This window comes from Streptomyces sp. NPDC043685 (assembly GCF_056436585.1).
In genome coordinates this window covers 229,693-251,897 of the sequence record NZ_JBWKCH010000012.1, presented here as the reverse complement: position 1 = coordinate 251,897, position 22,205 = coordinate 229,693, and the positions used below count along the sequence as shown (strand labels likewise).

Below are 22,205 nucleotides of genomic sequence, written 5' to 3'. Positions count from 1 at the left end.
GGGGAACTACCACGTCCTCAAGGTGACGACGTGGTCTTCTCCGGCGACCAGGGGGAGGGATCGCGTGCCGGAGGAAGTCCGCAGTTCGACGCGGTGGGTGCGGCCAGGCCGGATGACGGCGGTGGCGCCGTCCCGCGTCCAGGTGAGGTCCAGTTCGGCCCCGAAGCGGGTGCGCACCCCGCGCAGGGCGCCCTCGGGGCAGGCGGCCGGCAGCGCGGGCAGCAGGACCAGCCGGTCGGGGGTCGACTGGACGAGCATCTCGATCAGCACGGCGGGCAGGGTGTGCGCGGCGTCGGCGTTGTAGACGTCGCGGTGCGGGTAGTGCGCGCTCATCAGGGAGTCGTGGAAGAAGTCGCCCTCCAGGACCTGGCCGAGGGCGTGGGCGACGCGCTCCGCGTCCCGGAGCCGGGCCGCGACGAGGGCGTGGTGCAGATGGCCGTGCGCGGAGTCGTTCTCGGCGCCGCGCAGTTCGAGGGCGCGGTGGGCCGCGGCGGCGAGTTCCGGAGTGTCGTAGGGGGTGATCTCGTCGAGCGGCCAGACGCCGTAGAGGTGGCTGAGGTGACGGTGGTCGTAGGAGTCCCTCAGGCCGGGCCAGGCCCATTCGGCCAGGGCCCCGTCCTCGTTGGTCCGGTGCGGCGGGAGCCGGTCGGCCAGGGCGTTCCAGCGGTCGGCGTCGGGGCCCGGGTGGTAGGCGGCGGCCGTGCGCAGGGCGTGGCGGGCCGCGGAGAGGTCCATGGCGGCGTTGATCGTGCCCCATCCGGCATTGGCGGGCCGGTTCTCGGGTGAGTAGGAGGGGACGACGACGAGGTGCCCGTTGTCGTCCGTCCTGGTGAGGAAGTCCTCGTAGAAGAGCGCGACGTCGGCGAGGGCCGCGGCCGTGCGCGGGTCCCGGGTGCCGTGGGTCTCGTCGTGGTCGACCAGCGGCTTGAGCAGCCAGTCGGCACCGGCGGTCCACAGGTGCAGCGGGTACTCGCGGCTGTAGTGGTAGGAGTGCCCGGACTCGCCGTCGGTGTGCGCGGGGGCGACGACCCCCCGGGCGCCGAAGACCGCGCGGGCGTTGTCGCGCCAGTCGGGGAGCTGGCGGTGGACGAGGTTCGCGTGGGCCTCGGTGACCTCGGGGAGGGCGGCGGCAGCGGCCGAGGCGGTCTGGAGGTTGAGGTTGGCGTCGTTGGTGAAGGCGCCCGACCAGGCGGTGTTCCAGTCGCCGGTCCACAGGCCGGTCAGGCGGGGCGGGAGGAGGCCGCTCGCGGAGAGCAGGTGGTAGCGCCCGGCGGCGAAGAGACGCTCCAGCAGGGCCGCGCTGCGGGGCCGCTTCAGCAGCTCCGAGCCGGGCAGGGCCCGTTCGGCGGGGTCGGCGGCGAGGTCGAGGGTGACGCGCTCGTAGGCGGTGCGGTGCAAGGCGGTGTGACGGTCGAGGAGCTCGTCGTAGGCACCGGGCAGGTCGCGCAGGGCACGGCCTTCGGCGACCACGTCGAGTTCGCCGGTGTGCCGGTGCACCCGCGTCAGGATGAGCACGGACCGGGCGCCCTCGATGCGCACGCCCGGCGGCACCAGGGTGGTCGTGCCGCCGGTGACGGTGATGTGGCTGACGCCGGTGCAGGCCTTGTCGCTGTCCGGGTAGCGGACGCGCAGGCTCAACAGGGCGCCCTCGGGGGTGAGGACGGCTCCGTGGCCGATGCCCAGTGAGGTGGGGGCGCCGGGCAGCCGGGGGTCGAGGTCGATGTCGAGGGTGAGTCCGGGCCCGGTGACCTGCTGGACGATCACGTCGTCGGCGCGGGAGACGAACACGCGGCTGGTCCGGCCGGCGCAGCCGGCCCGCACGACGCCGGTGGGGTAGTCGACGTCCCTGCGGTAGTCGCGCCGGTCGCCCGGCGGCCCGCCCAGTCGCACCTGGAAGGCCGGGTGGAAGGGCTGCACCCACTGCAGGGGGCGGCCGTCCGTGAAGTCCTCGGCGGCGGTCGTGTCGCCCGCCAGGAGGCGGTCCTGGAGGGCCGGCAGCCCGTCGGCGAGCTGCGGGGGGCGGGGGTCCCTGCCGTTGGGCCGCAGCAGGGTGTGGTGCGTGACGACGACCCGCTCGGCGTGCGGATCGCCGTAGACCAGGGCGCCGTGCCGGCCGTTGCCGCTGAGGAAGCCGTCCTCCCAGCGGTCGGCCGGGTGCGGTTCCCAGGTGCCGTGGACGGGGGTGGGGGCGGTCATGGCCGGAGCACCGCCGCCTCGTAGCGGCCGAGCGTGACCCGGTCGGTGACGTCCGTCCCGGTCAGCAGGTCGTGGTGGGTGCCGGGCACCTCGACGGTCACCGGCTCACGGCCGTGGTTGAGCACGAACAGCAGCTCCCCCCGGCGTACCGCCTCCACCTGGTCCGGCAGACCGTCGAGCACCGGCCGGACCCCCGCGCCCCCGGCGACCGACGCCAGCAGGTCGCGCAGCGCCCCGGGCTCGGGGAGGGTGGAGACGTACCAGGCGCGGCCCTTGCGCAGCACCGCGGGCATGCCGTCCAGTTCCCCGCCCTTGTAGCAGGCCGTGTGGTCGGGGTCGGCGGGCTCGATCTCCTCGGACCACAGGGTTCCCTCGAAGCCCTCGCACGCGACGGTCTCCCCCTCGTCCAGCGGCCACCACTCGTGCAGGGTGCGGATGCCGAACAGCTCGCGCAGCCGGGCGTCCATGCCGCCGGGACGGACCCGGTCGTCCTCGTCCGCCACACCGGTCAGGAAGCCGCAGACCAGGGTGCCGCCGCCGCGGGCGTACGCCAGGAGGTTGTCGACGGCCGCGTCGGTGAGCGCGTACAGCTGGGGCACCACGACCATCGCGTACGGCGTCAGGTCGTGCTCGGGGTGGGCGAAGTCGGTGGTGAGGTGCGCCTGCCACAGGGCACGGTGCCAGGCGCGCAGCACGTCCGGGTACTCCACCCGGCTGGACAGACGGCCGTCGTGGGCGCCGGCCCACCAGGAGTGCCAGTCGTGCAGGACGGCGACACCGGCGGTGAGGTGCCGGCCGCTCACCTCGGGGGCGATCCGCTCCAGGTCGGCGCCGAGCCGCGTGACCTCCTGGTACGTGCGGCCCTCCTCCCCGGCGTGGCTGACCATGCCGGAGTGGAACTTCTCCGCGCCCTGCCGGGACTGCCGCCACTGGAAGTAGCAGACGGCGTCGGCGCCCCGGGCCACGGCCTGGAGGGACCAGAGCCGGTTGAGGCCGCGCGGCTTGGGGTGGTTCACACCGCGCCAGTTGACCGGCCCGGCGGCCTGCTCCATCAGCATCCAGGGACCGCGTGCCTGGGAGCGGGTCATGTCCTGGACCAGGGCGCCGTTCTGGGCGCCGAGCGGGTCGCGCGGGTCGGGGTAGAGGTCGACGGAGACGACGTCCTCCTCCTGCGCCCAGCGCCACGCGTCCTGCCCGAACCACAGCGGCATGAAGTTGGTGGTGACCGGGATGTGCGGGGTGTGCCGCCGGACGATGTCCCGCTCGGCGGTGTAGCACTCCAGGAGCATGTCGGAGGTGAAGCGCCGGAAGTCCAGGACCTGGGTGGGGTTGCGCATGTAGTGCGGCAGGCGGGGCGGCAGGACGCCGTCCCAGCAGTCGTAGCCCTGGCTCCAGAAGGCGGTGCCCCACGCCTCGTTGAGGGCGTCGAGCGTGCCGTACTTCTCCCGCAGCCAGCGCCGGAAGGCGGCGGCCGCCTCGTCGCCGTGGTCGAAGGTGCAGTACTCGTTGTTGATGTGCCACATGGTGAGCGCCGGGTGGCCGCCGTAGCGGGCGGCCAGGTCCTCGGTGATGGCGGCCGCGTAGCGCCGGTAGGTGGCGCTGGAGTGCGAGAAGTGCTGCCGTCCGCCCCACCACTCGGTGCGGCCGTCCTCGGTCACGGGCAGGGTGTCGGGGTGCAGCCGGCCCATCCAGGGCGGGGGCGAGGAGGTCGGGGTGGCGAGGACGACGCCGATGCCGTTGTCGTGCATCAGGTCCATCAGCGTGTCCAGCCAGCCGAATTCCCGCGCCCCGGGTTCCGGTTCGAGGGTCGACCAGGAGAAGACGCCGAGGGTGACCGAGTTGACGCCGGCGGCCTTCATCAGCCGGACGTCCTCGTACCAGGTCTCCTCCGGCCACTGCTCCGGGTTGTAGTCGCCGCCGAAGAGAAGCCGGCCCCGGGTTGCGTCGCTCAGGACGGGCGGCGTCCCCCCGGGCATCAGACGGGCTCCCCGTACTGCACGCCGCGCCCGTTGGTGGCGATGTAGACGCGGCCGTACACGCGCGGGTCACCGGTGATGGTGGCGCCGGTCCAGCCCCACTGGTGACGGTCGTCGTTGATCCGGGTCCAGGTCTTGGCCTCGTCGTCGGAGCGGTACACGGCGGTGATGGTATGCGTGGAGCCGACCATGTAGAGCGCCGGGTAGGAGGCGCCACGGGCGGCCTTGCCGAAGCCGAGGGTGTACGAGGCCCGGCAGCCGGCGACCTCGGCGAAGGTCGCACCGCCGTCGGTCGAGCGGTACAGCCCGTTCCCCTTCAGGCTCAGCCACAGGTCGCCGGAGCGGCCGGGCGCCGCCACCAGCTGGAACTCGGTGTCGCCCGTGCTCAGGCCGGTGGCCCGGGCGGTGAAGGTCCGGCCGCCGTCGGTGCTGGCGTGCAGGGTGCCGGTCGTGGTGTCGAAGGCGTAGAAGCGGTCCGGGTCGACGGGGTCCGCGACCGGGGCGGCGCCCTTCGGGAAGGAGGCGACCTCGGACCACGTGGCGCCGTTGTCCGCCGAGCGGTAGCCCGGGTTGGCCGTGCCGAAGGACCACAGCAGCACACGGCCGTCGGCGTTGGTGGCGATCGGGCCCGGCGCGGACTTGGCGACGTCCGGCTGGGTCTTGAAGGGCGTCCAGGTCTTGCCGCCGTCGTTCGAGTAGGCGCCGTTGCCGTGGTCCCCCCAGCCCGCCCGGACCACGTACGACGGCTTGGCCGCGGCCAGCGACAGGCCCGTGGAGGTGCCGAACACCGGGTTCGACGCCATGCCGCGCGAGGGCGACGCCGTGAGCCGCTCGTGGTACATCACGCCGATGTCGCCGGATCCGCTGAGCAGGTGCGCCTGCCCGGCCGGGGGCGAGACCAGCTGGCGTATGGACGCCTCCTCCACACCGCGGATCTGCGGGGCCCAGCGCTTGAGGTCGCGGGTGCCGTAGAGGGTGGCGCCGGTGCCGTAGACGATGTGCCGGGAGTCGAACGGGTCCAGTCCGACGGCCTGGATCCACCAGCCGAACTTGGGGGCGTCGCCGCCCCACTTGAGGTACGGCGTCTCGGAGACGTCGAGGACGGCCTTGTCCTTCAGGGACGTCCAGGTGCGGCCGCCGTCGGTGGAGCGGTACAGGGTGTCGATCAGCGACCAGCGGTTGTTGGTGGAGACGACGACCGTGCCGGGGCGGCGGGCGTCGACGGCGACGCCGCCGTAGCCGAAGGAGTCTGCGGAGCCGTCGGCCGTCGTGCCGCCCGGCTTCACCGGGGTGACCTCACTCCACTTCCCGCTGCTGGTGCGCAGCTTGTGCACGCTGCCGTCGGACTGGCCGTTGGGGCCGGGGGCGTTGGCGTACGTCACGTACAGCTCGCGCGTGTGGCGGTCGTACGCGGCACGGATCGGCACCTTGGCGGCGGTGCCGGTGGGCTGCCCCGGGACGGCCTTCCAGGTGGTGCCGTCGGTGGTTCTGTAAAGGTTCGCGGAGGTGCCGTCGGAGTCGCCCCAGCCGGCATAGACCGTACGGCCCGCGGCGACCAGGAAGGTGACGCCCTGGCCGGTGGCACTGGGCGTGGCCGGGAAACTCACGGCCTTCCAGGTGGCGCCCCGGTCGGTGGACTTGAGCAGCCCGTCGTGCCGGGTGCCGAGCCACAGGGTGTCGCTGTCCCGCGGATCGACGAGCAGCCGCTCCCCCGCACCCCGCCCGTCCTCGTTGGCCCCGAGCTTCACGGTGAGGTCGGTGCGCTTCCAGATGGCGCCGCGGTCCTCGGAGCGCAGCACGGCCCCGTTGCCGGCCCAGGTCTGGGTGTACGTGCCGAGGGCGAGGTACACGCGGTTCGGATGCGCCGGGTCGACGGCCATCGCCTCCACGCCGAGCAGGTTCCAGTCGTCCCAGCCGAGGTGGTCGGTGAGCGGGATCCAGCGCTCGGCCCGGTCGTCCCAACGGTAGGCGCCGCCGATGTCGGTCCGCAGGTAGGCGAGCCCGCGCACGGAGGGGTGGAACAGCACGCCGGTGATGAACCCGGTGCCGCCCTGGACCACGTTGCGCCAGCGGTATCCGCCCTTCCCGGCGGCGGCGTGGGCCCGGCCCTGGGTGAGCGGCAGGGAGACGGCCGCGGCGGCGGCAGCGGTCCCGGCGAGAACGGCACGTCTGCTGAGGCTGGACGCATGCATGACACACACCTCGTCGTTCTGGAAGGAGGGGGGAAGCGCGCCCGAACGGGGCGCGGGGAGCCGCGCGAGCAGCCACAAGCCGCCCGCGGTCGCCGAACAACCGGAACACCCCACCGGGTGGGTGTCGATCAGCCCTTGACGGCCCCGGTGAGCATGCCCTTCTTGAAGTGCTTCTGGACGAAGGGGGACAGCACGGCGACGGGCAGCAGCGCCATCACCATCACGGCCATCTGCACCGCCAGCCCCGACAGCTGCCCCGTCTTGATGGCCTGCCCCAGCCCCACCGGCGCCTCCTGCTTCTGCACCAGCTGGATCATGACGTTCTGCAGCGGCATCATGTCCTGGTCGTTCAGGTACAGCGAGGCGTTGAACCAGGCGCTCCAGTAGCCGACGGCGTAGAAGAGCGTGATGACCGCGATCACGGCCCGGGACAGCGGCACGACGATCTGCCACAGGATCCTGAAGTCACCGGCGCCGTCGATGCGTGCGCTGTCGACGAGTTCCTGGGATATCCCCATGAAGAACCCGCGCAGCACGAGGATGTTGAACACGCTCACCGCACTGGGCAGGATGAGTGCCAGATAGGTGTCCGTCAGCCCGAGGGTCTGCACCAGCAGGTACGTCGGGATGAGGCCGGCGCTGAAGAACATCGTCGCCAGCAGCGTCATCAGGATCCAGCGGTGCCCCAGGGACCCCGTCCGGGACAGCCCGTACGCGCACAGGACGGACACGGTCATCGAGAACAGCGTGCCGATCAGGGTGACGAGAAGGCTGATGATCGTGGCCCGGGTGACCTGGCCGCCGCTCAGCAGTTCCTTGTACGCGATGAAGGTGATCCCCTTGGGCACCATCACCAGCCCGCCGGCCTCGTCGATGGTCTTCCGCGACGACAGGCTCGTCACGACGACGATCCACAGCGGGAAGAGGATCGCGAGGCAGGCCAGGGACAGTGCGAGGCCCTTGCCCGCGAGGCCGGCCCTGGACGGCTTCTCCTCCCAGGCAGGCCGGGGCGGCGCCTGCCACCGGCGTGGCTTGCTCACGGGTTTGTCGACGACGGCGCTCACTTCTTGTACACCCCCTGCTCGCCCATGAGATGGGCCACCTTGTTCGCGACGAGGACCAGTCCGAGGCTCACGACGCCCTTGATCAGACCGGCCGCGGCCGCGTAGCTGAAGTCCTGGTTGCGCACGCCGTTCCACCACACGAAGGTGTCGAGCACCTCCCCTGCCCCGGGCCCGACGGCGTCGCGCTGGAGCAGGATCTGTTCGAAGCCGACGGTGAGGGCGTCACCGACGCGCAGCACCAGCAGCAGGGCGATCACCGGGCGCAGCGCGGGGAGGGTCACGTGCCACATCCGGCGCCAGCGGCTCGCGCCGTCCATGGCGGCGGCCTCGTAGAGATCGGGACTGACCGAGGCGAGCGCGGCGAGGAAGACGATGATCCCCCAGCCGACGTCCTTCCAGATGCTCTCCGCGGTGATCAGCAGCGGGAAGGTGCCCGGGTTGGTCATGATGTCGAGACCGTCGTACCCGTTGCGCCGCAGCAGCTGGGAGAGGATTCCGGCGCCGCCGAAGAGCTGCTGGAAGACGGCGATCACCAGCACCCAGGAGAAGAAGTGCGGCAGGTAGAGCACGGCCTGCGCGACCGCCCGCACCCGGGGCCTGATCACGCTGTTGATGAGCAGCGCGAGCAGGATCGGGATCGGGAAGAACAGCACGATCTGGAGGAAGAACAGCACCAGGGTGTTCTCGACGGCGTTCCAGAAGGCCGAGTCCTCGAAGATCCGCTGGAAGTTCTCCAGGCCCACGAAGGGGCTGTTCAGCATGGAGATGACGCCGTTGTCACTGATGTACGGGTCGTACTCCTGGAACGCGACGACGTTGCCGAGGATCGGTATGTAGTTGAACACCAGCACCAGCAGTACGGCCGGCAGGGTCATCAGGAGCAGCAGCCGGTCGCGTCTGAGACGGACCTTCAGGCTCAGCTTCCCCGATGGACGCGTCCCCGGGGATCCGCCGGGACCGTCCTGCGCCGGCGCGGTCTCGTCCCGCGTGGTCTTCCTCTTGGCCTCGGCCCTGCTCCGAGGCACCGTGCTGTGGGACACGGCCTTCTCCTCGCCTCGAACCCGGATCAGTTGGCCGCTCTGCCGTTCTCATCGAGAATCTTCTGGTACCAGTCGCGCAGCTTGTCGCCGCCCTTGCTCTTCCAGTCGGCGACAGCCTGCTGCATGTCGCTGATCTTCTTGCGGCCGCGGACGATGTCGTCCTCGAGCTGCTCGAAGTCGTTGCCGAGGTTGGTGTACCGGGCGGGCTCGGTGATCTGCATGCCCCAGAAGGAGGACTTCTTGGCGAAGGCGCCCATGCGCTGCTGCCACTCGACCTGGCCCTTGGCGACCTCGGGGAAGTCGGGGTGCGCGAGGGTCGCGGCCGGGCTCGCGACCATGACGTAGGCGTTCATCACCTCGATGTTGCCCTTGTCGGTTTTGAGGGGGACGCCGTCCTTGACGGTGTAGTGGGTGCCTTCGACGCCGTAGTTGGTCATCATGTACTCCTTGGTGCCGTACGGCGCCGCGGTGACGTTGGCGACGGCCAGCACGTCGCGGATGACCGACTCGGAGGCCTTCTTGTTGACGAAGGCGAAGATGCCGGCGGGCTGTTCGGCCCACAAGGTGGGATCGCCGCCGTCGTGTCCCCAGACGTCCATGCCCCAGATCTTGAAGTCCGGGTTCTGGGTGGCCTGTTCGGCGGTGCGGCCCCACCACTGGGAGATGTTGTTGGGGTAGATCAGGAACTCGCCCGCCGCGAACTTGGGGCCCGGGTCGGGGGCGTTCTTGCCCAGCTTCGAGTCGGGGTGGACCACTCCGGCGGCGAAGAGCTTGCGGGACCATTCCAGCGCTTCGAGGAACTCGTCGGTCTCGATGCGGTTGACGAGCTTGCCGTCGACGAGGTTCCAGCCGAGCGGCTTCTCCGCGCCGGAGAGCACGCCGAAGGCCTGGAACGCGGTCCACTTCATGTCCAGGCAGGCCCACCGCTTGGCCCGGGCGTTGGTGATCTCCTTGGCCAGGGCCATGAATTCGTCGCAGGACCTGGGGACTTCGTAGCCCTCCTTCTCGAAGATGTCCTGCCGGTACAGGGGCACCATGGAGGGAGCGGACGGCGCCGGCATCGGCAGGCCGCGCAGCTTGCCGCCGAAGATGGAGCGCCGCCAGGCGTCCGTCGGGATCGCCGCGAGGTTCGGGTACTCCTTGACCTTGTCGCCGGACAGGTAGGGGCCGAGGTCGGCGAACTTGCTGATGATGGCGCTGGGTATCTTCCCGCCCATGTTCCAGCCGGGGACCACCACGACGTCCGGGACGTCACTGGAGGCGAGAACCGCGCCGAGCTTCTGGTCGTAGGTGTTGCCGTCCTGGTTCTGCCAGGCGACGTCGACGCCGATCAGGTCGTTCATCGCCTTGTAGTAGGCGTTGTTCTGCTTCGGCGGCGAGCCCCAGAAGGGCGCCATGATGGTGACCTTGCCGCCCTTGCCGAGCTTCTTCGACACCGAGGTCTTGAGGCCGGCGAGGTCGAGCTTGCCGGTGAAGCCGAGCGCTGAACCGTTCTTGGACGGGATGTCCGGCGTCACCACGTTGCTGGCCACGTACGCCGGCAGGATCTTCTTGGCGTCCTTGCCCGACGTGGTGCCGTCCTTGGACCCGCCGTCCGACCCCCCGCACGCGGCAAGCAGCGGCATCCCACCCGCCACCGCTGCGGTGGCGACCGCCGTGGAGGCGAGGAAACTTCTCCGGCTCGGTCCGGAAGAGGCGGCATTCGGCGTCATTGCGTCAACCCTTCATGGCGCACCAGGACACCCGGCGGAGGCCGTCGGCTGCGGTGTCTCGAGTGGAACTGGCTGAGCTGAAGCGACCTTTCGACCGACTAGGCGTTTTCGCAGTCGAAGCGCTTCGATGTTGCTGTGAGGTTAAGTGAACACCCCAGGGCGCACAAGGGTCGTTCCCAAACTTCCTGCGCCCTCCGAGACAGGGACCTTTCCTTGTGCCCCGCTTGAAGTGACGGCACTGATCCCTTGACACCCGACCCGTCGGCGACCCAGCATCGAAGCGCTTCGAAAGCGTCTCCACGATCCATCGCAAGGGGATCCCCACGTGATCGCACACACACCGTCCACCGAACCGTTCCGCGACCCGCAGCTGCCGCTCGCGAAGCGCGTCGACGATCTGCTGGGACGGCTCACTCTCGACGAGAAGCTGTCGTTCCTGCACCAGTTCACGCCTGCCGTGGAGCGGCTCGGCGTGGCCGCGTTCCGCACCGGCCAGGAGGCCCTGCACGGCGTGGCGTGGATGGGCCCGGCGACGGTGTTCCCCCAGGCGGTCGGCCTCGGCGCCACCTGGAACCCGGAGCTGGTGCGGCGCGTCGGCGACGCGGTGTCCAAGGAGATCCGGGCGATGCGCGCCAAGGACGACCGGATCGGCCTCAACGTCTGGGCCCCGACGGTCAATCTGCTGCGCCACCCCCTGTGGGGCCGCAACGAGGAGGGCTACTCCGAGGACCCGAAGCTCACCTCGGCGATCGCCACGGCCTACACGCACGGCCTGCGCGGCGACCACCCCGTCTGCTGGCGCACCGCGCCCGTGCTGAAGCACTGGCTGGCCCACAACAACGAGACGGACCGCGACACGACGTCGAGTTCCGTGCGCCCGCGCGTGCTGCACGAGTACGACCTGCGGGCCTTCCGCGACACCGTGCGGGCGGGCGCGGTGGCCGGGGTGATGCCGGCGTACAACCTGGTCAACGGCCGCCCCAACCACGTCTCCCCGTACCTGTCCGAGCACCTGCGGACCTGGACCGACGAGGACCTGCTGGTCTGCTCGGACGCGGGCGCGCCGAGCAACCTGGTCGACTCCGAGCACTACTTCGACACCCACGAGGAGGCCACCGCCGCGGCCCTCGTGGCGGGTGTCGACAGCTTCACCGACCACGGCACGGACTCCTCGCAGATCATCGGCCGGCTGCGCGGGGCCATGGAGCGCGGTCTGCTGAGCGAGGCCGATGTCGACACGGCCGTCCGCCGTCACCTCTCCGTCCGTTTCCGGCTCGGCGAGTTCGACCCGGGTGACGACCCGCACGACGCGACCGGCGCGTTCGACACCCCGGCGCACCGCGCCCTCGCCCAGGAGGCCGCCGAGCAGGCGGTCGTCCTGCTCAAGAACGACGGGGTGCTGCCCCTCGCCCCGGACACCCGCGTCGCGGTGGTCGGGCTGCTCGCCGACGAGTGCAAGCTCGACTGGTACAGCGGCACGCTCATCCACCGCTCGACCCCGTTGGAGGGCCTCTACGAGCGGTTCGGCGCCGATCGGGTGGAGTTCGCGGAGGGCGTGGACCGGGTCCGGTTCAAGACCTCCACGGGTGCCTTCCTGCACGTGCCGGCGGCCGAGGGGGCCACCGACGAGGTACGCGGGGCCGAGGGCGCGCTCGACCCGGCACTGCTCAGGGGCCGCACCGACCTGCCGCCGCTCACGACCGACGCCGACGGCACCGAACTGGCGCTCGTGGACTGGGGCGAGGACGTCCTGACCCTGCGCGCCCCCGACGGCCGCTACCTCTCGGTCGCCGACGACGGCTTCCTGCGCGCCTCCGCAGACCAGCCGGGCGGCTGGTTCGTTCAGGAGACGTTCCGCCTGGAACCGCACGGGAACGGGCACCTCCTGAAGCACCTGGGGACGGGCCGGCACGTGTCTGTCTCCGCCGACGGCGTAAAGGTTGCCGACGAGGATCCCGAGGTCTTCGAGCTGGTCGTCGCCGAGCGCGGCGAGGAGGCGGTGGCACGGGCCGCCGCGGCGGCCGACGTGGTCGTGGTGGTCGCGGGCAACGACCCGCACATCAACGGCCGCGAGACCGAGGACCGCACGACCCTGCGCCTGCCCGGCCAGCAGGAGCGGCTCCTGCGGGCGGCCCGCGCGGCGAACCCGGCCACCGTGCTGGCGCTGGTCTCCGCCTATCCGTACGCCGTCGACCCGGCCGAGCTGCCCGCGGTGCTGTGGACCGCGCACGGCGGCCAGGCGGGCGGCACCGCGCTGGCGCGCGTCCTGGCCGGTGACGTCTCCCCCGCCGGGCGCCTGCCGCAGACCTGGTACGCCGACGACACCGACCTGCCGGGGCTCCTCGACTACGACGTGATCGGCGCCCGCCAGACGTACCTCTACTTCGAGGGCACGCCCCTGTTCCCGTTCGGGCACGGCCTGTCGTACACGTCGTTCGCGTACGGCGACCTGGCGGCCCGGGTCGAGGGCGCGGCCGTGCGGGTCTCCTTCAGCGTCACGAACACCGGTGCCGTCACGGCCGACGAGGTGGCCCAGCTCTACACCCGGGCCGTCGACGCGTCCGTGCCGCGTCCGCGCCGCGAGCTGCTGGACCATCGCCGCGTGACGCTCGCCCCGGGGGCGACGGCCGAGCTGAGCTTCGAGGTCCCGCTGACCGACTTCGGGTTCTGGGACGTGACGCAGGGCCGGTGGCGGGTGGAGCCGGGCGCGTACGAGCTGCTGGCCGGGGCGTCCAGCGAGGACGTCCGGCTGCGGACGACCGTCACACTCGACGGCGAACCCGCCGTGCCGCGCGCGGTCGTCGCGGACGGTCTTCCGGCGGCCTCGTTCGACGAGCACAGCGGTATCGAGATCGTGGACCGGACGAAGGTCTCGGGCGACGCCGTGACGCCGGTGGGCGCCGGTTCCGGTGAGCTGCTGTACCGGGCCTGTGACTTCGGGGAGGGCGTCTGCGAGGTGACGGTCGAGGTGGCCGGTGAGGGCACGGTCGTGCTGTCCCTCGACGGCGGTCCGGTCCTCGCGACACTGTCGCCCGCCGCGCCGACCTCGGGCCCCTACGACTACGTCCGCCTCGGCACGTCCGTCGTCGCCTCGGGCGTCCACGACGTGCGCCTCGAACTGCGCGGCCCGCTGCGGCTCGCGCATGTCGGCTTCTCCGGTTGAGGGTCCGGAGCAGGCCGGCACAAGAAGGGGCCCGGCACCGGAAGGCATCGGTGCCGGGCCCCTTCGCCGAGCTTATATGAAAATGGTTTCCATAAGCCAGAGGGTGGGGCGGAGACGGTTCAGAGCTCGATGCCGGTCAGCACCAGCACCCGCTCGTAGGTGTAGTCCTCCATGGCGAAGCGCACGCCCTCGCGGCCCACGCCGGACTGCTTGACCCCGCCGTACGGCATCTGGTCGGCGCGGTAGGACGGCACGTCCCCGATGACCACGCCGCCGACCTCCAGGGCCCGGTGGGCGCGGAAGGCGGTCTGGAGGTCGTGGGTGAACACGCCCGCCTGGAGGCCGTACTTGGAGTCGTTGACCGCGGCGAAGGCCTCGGCCTCGCCGTCCGCCTTCTGCACTGTGAGGACCGGCCCGAAGACCTCCTCGCAGGAGATCGTGACGTCGGCCGGGACCTCGGCCAGGACGGTCGGCGCGTAGGAGGCGCCGTCGCGCTTGCCGCCGGTGAGCAGCTTCGCCCCGGCGTCCACGGCCTCCCGGACCCACGTCTCGACGCGCTTGGCGGCGTCCTCGCTGACCAGCGGGCCGACATCGGTGGCGTCGTCGCTCGGGTCGCCGGTGACCTGGGCCTCGACGGCGGCGACGATGCGCGGCAGCAGCCGGTCGTACACCGAGGCGTCGGCGATGACGCGCTGGACCGAGATGCAGGACTGGCCGCCCTGGTAGTTGGAGAAGGTGGCGATGCGGTTCGCCGCCCGGTCCAGGTCCTCGTCGCTCGCCCAGTCGGCGAGGACGACGGCCGCGCCGTTGCCGCCCAGCTCCAGAGTGCAGTGCTTGCGCGGCACCGAGTCCATGATCGCGTAGCCGACCTTCTCGGAGCCCGTGAAGGAGATGACGGGCAGGCGCTCGTCCTGCACGAGGGCGGGCATCTTGTCGTTGGCGACCGGCAGGATGCTCCAGGAGCCCGCGGGCAGCTCGGTCTCGGCCAGCAGGTCACCGATGATCAGGCCGGACAGCGGGGTCGCCGGGGCCGGCTTGAGGATGATCGGGGCGCCGGCGGCGATGGCCGGGGCGACCTTGTGGGCGCAGAGGTTCAGCGGGAAGTTGAAGGGCGCGATGCCCAGGACGACGCCCTTGGGGAAGCGGCGCGTGAGGGCGAGCCGGCCCTGGCCGCCGAGGTCGGTGTCGAGGCGCTGGGCCTCGCCGCCGTTGAACCGCCGGGCCTCCTCGGCCGCGAACCGGAACACCGACACGGCACGGCCGACCTCGCCGCGCGCCCACTTCATGGGCTTGCCGTTCTCGGCGGAGATCAGCCGCGCGATCTCCTCGGTGCGCTCGGCCAGGCGCTTGCTGACGTGGTCGAGGGCGGCGGCCCGCACGTGCGCGGGGGTGGCGGCGAACTCGTCCAGGACGGCGTGCGCGGCGGCCACGGCCTCCTCGACCTGCGCGTCCGTCGGCACGCTCACCGTGCCGACGAGCCGCCCGTCCCACGGGGACGTGACGTCGAAGGTGTCCTCGCCGGTGGCCTGGCGGCCGGCGAGCCAGAAGGCGTGGGTGGAGGTCATAGCGGGTTCCGGCCCTTCGGCGTTGGGGGTGATCCTGTGCTGCGGGATCAACGGTAGGCGCGAGGTGGCCGAAGGGCGTTTGTCCGAGCCGTAGCACTGGGGGACGCGGTTGCTACGGTTTGGCTACTCGGTGGTGGCCGCCTTCAGGGCCAGCCACAGCTCCATCCGGACGTCCGGGTCGTCCAGGGACCGGCCGAGGATCTCCTCGACGCGGCGCATGCGGTAGCGCAGGGTGTGCCGGTGGACGCCGAGATCGGCCGCCGCCGCGTCCCACTGGCCGTGCTTGGACAGCCAGGCGCGCAGGGAGGCCACGAGGTCGCCGCGTCCGGTGGCGTCGTGCTCGTACAGCGGTCGCAGCATGCCGTCGGCGAAGGCCCGCACGGCGTCGTCGGCCAGCAGCGGCAGCACCGATCCGGCGGCCATCCGCTCGTGCTCCACCAGGACGCGCCCGCGCCGCCGCGCCACCGACAGCGCCTGTTCGGCCTGCTTGTACGCGGCGGACGCGGCGATGGGACCGGCCGGTGCCGAAAGCCCCACGACCAGTTCGTCCTCCTCGCCGCCCGGCACCTTCTCGCGCAGCCCGGCCCGGGCGGTCTCCAGGGCGGCCGCGTACTCCCCGCAGGCCGCCGCCGCCGCGCCGCGGTCCGCTGCCAGCACCACCAGCCGCTCCCCCTCCGGCACCACCAGCACGGCCTCACCGGCCCGGGCCGCGGCGGACTCCACCACGTCCGCGAGCGCCGCGAGGGGGTCCCCGCCGGTGTCGGCGGCGGCGAGCGCGGCCGCCGAGGGCCGGTCCGCGGCCGGGGCGCCCGTCCGGGCCTCGGCACGGGCCAGCGCGGCCGACGCCGACACCGGCACCCGCTCGGCGACCATCATCCGGAACGGCGCGTCCAGCAGTTCGCCGTACAGATCTCCGGCGACCGCGCGGGCGTGGTCGGGCTCCCCGGCCAGCAGCATGCGCAGCACCGCCGCGCCGACGCGCTGCTCGGCCGCCTGGAGCGACCGCGAGCGTTCGGTGGTCAGGGTCAGCAGCGCGATCGCCGAGTGGACGGCGTAGCGCTCGGCGGTGCCCGGGGCGCCGGCCGTACCGACGGCGAGGGCGGCCCGGGGGCGCCGGCCGGTGCCGATGGTGTGCAGCTCGACCCGGTCCTCGTTCTCCGGCCCGCCGACCACCGACGAGGCGGGCGCGGGGCGGTCCCGCAGCTTCTGCACGTCGCCGGTGAGCCGCGCGGCACGCCGCCCCGCCCACTCCGGTGCCGTGGCGACGACCGCGCCCGAGGCGTCGTACAGCGCGGCCCATCCGTCGACCTGTGAGGCCAGCGCGGCCAGCAGCCCCTCCGGCCCGCCGGTCTGGGCCTGCCGGGTCAGCTCGCGCTGGGCGGCGAACCCGGCGGTGACGGCCCGGTACTGGTCGGCGGCGATCGCGGCGGACACGGCCTTGCTGATGGCGAGGAACGGTGTGCGGCGCGGCACCTCCAGCAGGGGCAGGCCCTCCTCCTCGGCCGCGGCGACGAGCGCCCCGGGGATCTCCTCGTAGTGGACGCCGACGGCGAAGCCCAGCCCCACCACCCCGGCCCCGGCCAGCCGCCGCACGTAACGGCGCATGGCCTCCGGGTCCTCGGCGTCCAGCTTGAGGGCGGTGATCAGCAGCAGTTCCCCGCCCTCCATGTACGGGACGGGGTCGGCGAGCTCGCTGGGGTGCGCCCAGCGGACCGGCACGTCGAGGCGGTCCTGGCCCGCCCGCACGGTCAGCTTCAGCGCGGAGTGGTGGACGAGCGAGGCGAGCGTCGGGGGCATGAGGCCTTCTGCGTCAGGGCGGTGTGACCGGTGTGGTGTTTTGGCCGCCTCGTATGAACGACCTGTGACGATTCTGCCTCACTGTACGGTCCCCGCGTACCCGCACCGGCTCCGCGGGGTCAGCCCCGCAGATCGACCAGCAGCGGAGGCGCGTGCTCGCCCTTGACGTCGGTCAGCGACAGCACGGCGTGCCCCGCCGGCACGGCGTGCGCCAGCTCGGAGGCGGACCAGCGCTCCCGCTCGACCTGGCGCACGGTCACCGCCCGGGCGGTCGGCGCCTTGCCGGTGATCACCCGGCGCAGCATGTGCACGGCCTTGCCCGCCGGGGTCTCGGCGATGATCTGCCGGTCGGTGACGTCCCGGGCCTCGGTCCACTCCTTGCCCCACACCTCGGCGAAGTCCTGTCCGTCCCAGGGGGTGAGTCCCGACAGGGCCATCCGGCAGCCGGTGGCGCCGAGCAGGGGTCCGCGCAGCGGCCGGGCCACGTCGTCCAGGGTCCGCAGGGTGAGCACGACCCCGGCGTTGCCGGACCGCAGCCGCTGGATGCCGCGCACGGCCTCGGGCGTCACCACGCCGGTGGCGTCGTCCAGCAGCAGGCAGGCGAACAGCGACCGGTCCTCGCGTACGGCGATGCTCGCCGTGAACTGCGCGAGCACCAGCCGGGCCAGCATCCTGGAGGCGTCGGCGTGGCCGCGCTGGGGCAGGTCGATGCGTACGCGCACCGGGTGGTCGAGGGCCTTGAGGGTGAAGGGCCGGGACTGCCCGGAGGTGTCGAAAAACCCGGCGAAGGCGGGCCGGTCGAGCAGCGCCACGCGATCGCCCAGCACCCCGCCGACGTCCCCGGGCTGCCCCATCTGCCGCTCCCGGGCGTCGAGCTCGCGCAGCAGCGACTCCTGCCCGGCCTGCTGGAGGCCCTGCCGCAGCGCGGCGAACGGCCCCGGCGCCCCGTCGAGCAGCTGCCGCAGCTCGGGTACGGACGGGAAACGCCCGTGCACGGCCCGGAACGGCCCGAGCAGCTGGGCGAGGACGGTGGTCGAGCGGCGGCTGTCGCTGCCGGGATGCGGGTCGGCGAGGTCCCCGACGAGCGCCTCGGCGAGCACGGCCGCTGCCTCGTCCGGGTCGGTGGTGCCGCCGTACAGATCGAGGTCGTACTCGGAGTCCTGGTTCCCGATCCGCACGACCACGTCGTAGGCCTCGGCAGGCCCGAGCCCCGCCCCGGCCGCCCCGACGACGACCACGGCGGCCCGTCCGGCGAGGGCGTGCAGGCACAGCGACTCGGCGAGCGGACGGACGACGGTCCCGGTCTTGCCGGATCCGGCGGGGCCGACGGCAACGAGCGAGGTGCCGAGCAGGTCGGGCCCGAGGGCGAGGCCGGTGCCGCGGTAGGTGTAGGGGTTGCGGGCGTCGTCCACGGTGGTCCCGAGCCGCACCTGCCCGGTGACGAGGTCGTGCCGGGCGAGCCGGGCGGGCAGGTCGCGTTCGCCTGAGGGGTGCAGGCAGGCGGCGGCGCCGTCCTTGAGCACGGCGCCGCTGAAGGTGGCGAGGCTGTGCCGTCCGGTGCGCACGCCCTGCCAGGCACGCAGGATCCGCGCGTGGTCGACGTCCCGCATCATCCCCGAGCGGGCCTCGGCGGCGAGCCGCTCGGCGGCGTCGACGGCCCCGGCCGCGCGCAGCTCGTTCCACTGGGCGGGGTCGTCCTCGGGCGTCGTGCGGGTCTCCTGGGCCTGCGGCCGGCGGAAGCGGGGGGTGACGAAGCGGCGCCACACCTCGCCCCAGCGGCCGAGCCGGGCCGCCCCGACCATGATCGCCAAGGCGACGAGCAGCTCGTACCCCTGGTAGACGATGAACGTCCCGGTCTCCCCGAGGTCGCTGTCGCCGCCCCGCCAGGCGTCGGGGACGATCAGGTCGAACGGCACCCACCACCAGGTGCCGATGTAGCCGTTCTGGAGCAGTGACCAGATCAGCCATCCCACGAGGAAGGCGATCAGTGCCCCGCTGAGCAGTTGCCGGGTGGGGATCTCCTCGGGTTCCTCGGCGGGCCGCGGCCGGTGCCCGAACCGCCACACGCCCGGCGCGGCCTCGGGCCGCGGGGCGCGCAGCCAGGCGAGGAAGGCCGACCCGTCCGGCGGTGGTGTCATCGGCGCCCGGGGCGGCCGGGGAGGCATCGCGGGCACCTCCGGCGGTCCCGCCGGGCGCGGCACGGGACTCGCATGCGTACCCCGCGCGTCCTGTGTCCCGTCGCTGTCCATCGCCCCTGCCCCCTGACCAGCCGCTCCGTCCACCATCAGCGAGCCAATCTAACGCCCTTGCCTGGGGAGTTCACCGCTTACACGGCCGGGTCGTGGGCACCGGTCCACGAGACCGCCATGTCCACCCCGGACAAGCCGTCCCCCCGACAACGCCCACATGGAGCATGCCCACCCCCCGTGCCCCGCCCTAGCCTGCGAGAAAAGAAGCCGAGCGTCCGTAAGAGACCATCCGCACCACCCCAGGAGCCCCGCATGACCGCACTTCCGCAGGAGCGCCGCGTCGTCACCGCCATCCCCGGTCCGAAGTCGCAGGAGCTGCAGGCCCGCCGTACCGCCGCGGTCGCGCAGGGCGTGGGGTCCGTGCTGCCCGTGTTCACGGCGCGGGCGGGCGGCGGGATCATCGAGGACGTCGACGGCAACCGGCTGATCGACTTCGGGTCGGGCATCGCCGTGACGTCCGTGGGCGCCTCCGCCGAGGCCGTCGTACGGCGGGCGTCGGCGCAGCTCGCCGACTTCACCCACACCTGTTTCATGGTCACGCCCTACGAGGGTTACGTCGAGGTCGCCGAGGCGCTCGCCGAGCTGACCCCGGGTGACCACGCCAAGAAGAGCGCCCTGTTCAACTCGGGCGCCGAGGCCGTCGAGAACGCCGTCAAGATCGCTCGCGCCCACACCAAGCGCCAGGCCGTCGTGGTGTTCGACCACGGCTACCACGGCCGCACCAACCTCACCATGGCGCTGACCGCGAAGAACATGCCGTACAAGCACGGCTTCGGCCCGTTCGCGCCCGAGGTGTACCGGGTGCCGGTGGCGTACGGCTACCGCTGGCCGACCGGGCCCGAGAACGCGGGCCCCGAGGCCGCCGCGCAGGCCATCGACCAGATCAGCAAGCAGGTCGGCGCGGAGAACGTGGCCGCGGTCATCATCGAGCCGGTGCTCGGCGAGGGCGGCTTCATCGAGCCGGCGAAGGGCTTCCTGCCGGCGATCCGCAAGTTCACCGAGGACAACGGCATCGTCTTCGTCGCCGACGAGATCCAGTCGGGCTTCTGCCGCACCGGCCAGTGGTTCGCGTGCGAGGACGAGGGCATCGTCCCGGACCTCATCACGACCGCGAAGGGCATCGCCGGCGGTCTGCCGCTCGCGGCCGTCACCGGGCGCGCCGAGATCATGGACGCCGCGCACGCCGGGGGCCTGGGCGGCACCTACGGCGGCAACCCGGTCGCCTGCGCCGGCGCGCTCGGCTCCATCGAGACGATGAAGGAACTCGACCTCAACGCCAAGGCGAAGAACATCGAGGCGGTCATGAAGGCCCGCCTCGGCGCCATGGCCGAGAAGTTCGACATCATCGGCGACGTGCGTGGCCGGGGCGCGATGATCGCCATCGAGCTGGTCAAGGACCGTGCCACCAAGGAGCCGAACCCGGAGGCGACCGCCGCGCTCGCCAAGGCCTGCCACGCCGAGGGCCTGCTGGTCCTGACCTGTGGAACCTACGGCAACGTGCTCCGCTTCCTGCCCCCGCTGGTGATCGGCGAGGACCTGCTCAACGAGGGCCTCGACATCATCGAGCAGGCGTTCACCCGCATCTGACCCCGCGGCACGCGCATCTGAGCCACCGTCCGGGCAGGTGAGCCGCCCCGGTTCCGTCACCAGGGCGGTGAGCGGCAGAGCGTGTGAAGAAGGTGTGCGAGGTGGATGACAGGGCGCTCTACGGCCTGTCCTGCGCCCTGCCCCTGTCGTAGGTTCTACCCAGATGAGAGATACACCCCGCCCACAGGGGACTGTGGGTGACATCAGGCCGGGGCCTCCCCAGCTTCGACCTGGTCGTGCCCTCGCGCACACAACCGGAGCCTGAGCTCTGGATCTCCTCACCGATCGGACAGTCGCCCGCCCCAAACCCCCCGGGGCGCGCGACGTTCGGTCCGGACGGCCGCCCCGGAACCACCCCCCTGTTCCGGGGCGGCCGACCTCCCTTTCCCCTCGGTTCTCCGGCGGCGAGCGGGCGTGCGTGCTCGTGCCAAGCTGTGCCGCATGCCGATCTCCGCGAACCGGGAACGCACCGCACTCCCGGGCACGGTCACCGTCCTGCTCGCCCTCGCGGCCCTGCTGTTCGCCGCGATCACCTGGCAGGTCGCCGTCGGCGGGCCGCTCGTCGGGCTCGACGAACGCCTCAGCCGCCTGCTGGTGAATCCGGACCGCGGCTCCGAGCTCCTCGCCGACCTGGGCAACGTCCAGGTCGCGGTCCCGGTCCTCGCCGTCGCGCTCGGGTACCTCGCCGTCCGAGGCCGGCGGGACGGCACGGACCGCTGGTGGCTGCCCGTCGCCGCCGCCGTCCTGCTCATGGCCCTGGTCCCGGCGCTGGTCGTTCCGCTGAAGCTGCTCATGGCACGTCCGGGCACCCCGGCCGAACCGCCCGGCACCGGTTACTACCCCTCGGGGCACACCGCCACGGCCGCCGTCGCCTACGGCTGCGCGACCCTGCTCCTGCTTCCCCGGCTGCGCTCGCGCCCGGCCCGCCGCGCGCTGATCCTCCTCTGCGTCGCCCTGGTCCTCGGCACCAGCTACGGCCTGGTCCGCCGCGGCTACCACTGGCCGCTGGACGTGGTGGGCAGTTGGTGTCTGTGCGCGGTGCTGCTGTCGTCGCTGTGGCTGTTCCTCCGGACGGCCGGGGCGTCCGGCCGGTCTCAGGCACCAGGGCCCTGACCGTCGTCGCGCGTGGCCAGGCCCGCCGCCGCCTCGTGCATGGCCAGTTCCAGCAGGGCCGGGTCCGTGAGCATGCCCGAGCCGTCCGGCGGGACCAGCCAGCGGACCCCGCCGGGTGAGGAACGGCCCGGGTACGGCACGACGATCCAGGTGCCGGCGCCCGCCGTGCGGATGCCGGTGCCGAGCCAGCGGGCCGCGGTGCCCGGCGGCACGAAGAACCCCATCCGGGCGTCGCCGAAGTCGACGAGCACCGGGCCCGGCCGGTCGAGCACGCGGGTGAGCACGTCGAGCGTGGCGTAGCCGAGCTCGCCGGGCAGGATGAGCACGTCCCAGGCGCTGCCGGCGGGCAGCAGCGCCACACCCAGCGGGTTGCGCTCCCACTCCCAGCGGCAGGCCTCGGGATCGGGCGCGACGGATGCGAGCCACTCGACCGCCGTCTTCGCACCGGTCATCGGAAAGACCCCCTTCTCTCTCGCGAACCTCACGGACGCGCGGGGCGTCCGGAGGCCATCACGAGGGAGAAGGAGGTGTCCCCCCGGTCATTACGCGGG

The 22,205-nt window shown here is 72.4% G+C and carries 13 protein-coding genes; 3 read left to right on the top strand and 10 right to left on the bottom strand.

What is annotated here, in order from left to right:
* Positions 1-6: 6 nt before the first annotated feature.
* From AC0665_RS33775 to AC0665_RS33750, 6 genes are all read right to left on the bottom strand, one after another.
* Entirely contained in the window at positions 7-2,196 is a 2,190-nt protein-coding gene (locus tag AC0665_RS33775; RefSeq protein WP_478706474.1) for a glycosyl hydrolase family 95 catalytic domain-containing protein, read from the bottom strand.
* A complete protein-coding gene (locus AC0665_RS33770) occupies positions 2,193-4,172 on the bottom strand; it encodes a beta-galactosidase (RefSeq protein ID WP_478706473.1) in 1,980 nt (659 codons plus the stop codon). The genes AC0665_RS33775 and AC0665_RS33770 overlap by 4 nt, the downstream gene beginning before the upstream one ends.
* Positions 4,172-6,364: a 1,4-beta-glucanase gene (locus tag AC0665_RS33765; RefSeq protein ID WP_478706472.1), complete on the bottom strand. Its 2,193-nt coding sequence runs from the start codon at positions 6,362-6,364 to the stop codon at positions 4,172-4,174. The genes AC0665_RS33770 and AC0665_RS33765 overlap by 1 nt, the downstream gene beginning before the upstream one ends.
* Before the next feature lie 128 nt (positions 6,365-6,492).
* Positions 6,493-7,428, bottom strand: coding sequence for a carbohydrate ABC transporter permease (locus tag AC0665_RS33760; protein ID WP_468633980.1), 936 nt, complete (start codon positions 7,426-7,428; stop codon positions 6,493-6,495).
* Positions 7,425-8,468 (bottom strand): ABC transporter permease, encoded by a 1,044-nt coding sequence (locus tag AC0665_RS33755; RefSeq protein ID WP_468633982.1) that lies wholly within the window; start codon positions 8,466-8,468, stop codon positions 7,425-7,427. Before AC0665_RS33755 ends, AC0665_RS33760 begins: the two co-directional genes overlap by 4 nt.
* A 26-nt stretch (positions 8,469-8,494) precedes the next feature.
* A complete protein-coding gene (locus AC0665_RS33750; protein WP_478706471.1) occupies positions 8,495-10,180 on the bottom strand; it encodes an extracellular solute-binding protein in 1,686 nt (561 codons plus the stop codon).
* Positions 10,181-10,505: 325 nt separating this feature from the next.
* Here AC0665_RS33750 and AC0665_RS33745 point away from each other — a divergent pair, with 325 nt between their 5' ends.
* A complete protein-coding gene (locus AC0665_RS33745; RefSeq protein ID WP_478609119.1) occupies positions 10,506-13,343 on the top strand; it encodes a glycoside hydrolase family 3 C-terminal domain-containing protein in 2,838 nt (945 codons plus the stop codon).
* A 119-nt stretch (positions 13,344-13,462) separates the two neighbouring features.
* Here AC0665_RS33745 and AC0665_RS33740 read toward each other — a convergent pair whose 3' ends face one another.
* From AC0665_RS33740 to AC0665_RS33730, 3 genes are all read right to left on the bottom strand, one after another.
* Complete coding sequence (locus tag AC0665_RS33740) at positions 13,463-14,908, bottom strand: aldehyde dehydrogenase family protein (RefSeq protein WP_478609117.1); 1,446 nt, start codon at positions 14,906-14,908, stop codon at positions 13,463-13,465.
* A gap of 123 nt (positions 14,909-15,031) precedes the next feature.
* Positions 15,032-16,705, bottom strand: a complete 1,674-nt coding sequence (locus tag AC0665_RS33735; protein ID WP_468412901.1) for a PucR family transcriptional regulator — start codon at positions 16,703-16,705, stop codon at positions 15,032-15,034.
* A gap of 119 nt (positions 16,706-16,824) precedes the next feature.
* Positions 16,825-18,954: an ATP-binding protein gene (locus AC0665_RS33730; protein ID WP_478609114.1), complete on the bottom strand. Its 2,130-nt coding sequence runs from the start codon at positions 18,952-18,954 to the stop codon at positions 16,825-16,827.
* 252 nt (positions 18,955-19,206) lie between these two features.
* Here AC0665_RS33730 and gabT point away from each other — a divergent pair, with 252 nt between their 5' ends.
* Positions 19,207-20,541, top strand: coding sequence for a 4-aminobutyrate--2-oxoglutarate transaminase (gene gabT, locus AC0665_RS33725; RefSeq protein ID WP_478507028.1), 1,335 nt, complete (start codon positions 19,207-19,209; stop codon positions 20,539-20,541).
* 441 nt (positions 20,542-20,982) lie between these two features.
* Positions 20,983-21,654, top strand: coding sequence for a phosphatase PAP2 family protein (locus AC0665_RS33720; RefSeq protein ID WP_468412907.1), 672 nt, complete (start codon positions 20,983-20,985; stop codon positions 21,652-21,654).
* Here the strand turns inward: AC0665_RS33720 and AC0665_RS33715 are convergent.
* Complete coding sequence (locus tag AC0665_RS33715) at positions 21,636-22,106, bottom strand: hypothetical protein (protein ID WP_366052649.1); 471 nt, start codon at positions 22,104-22,106, stop codon at positions 21,636-21,638. The two genes, AC0665_RS33720 and AC0665_RS33715, sit on opposite strands and share 19 nt — an antisense overlap.
* Positions 22,107-22,205 lie beyond the last annotated feature (99 nt).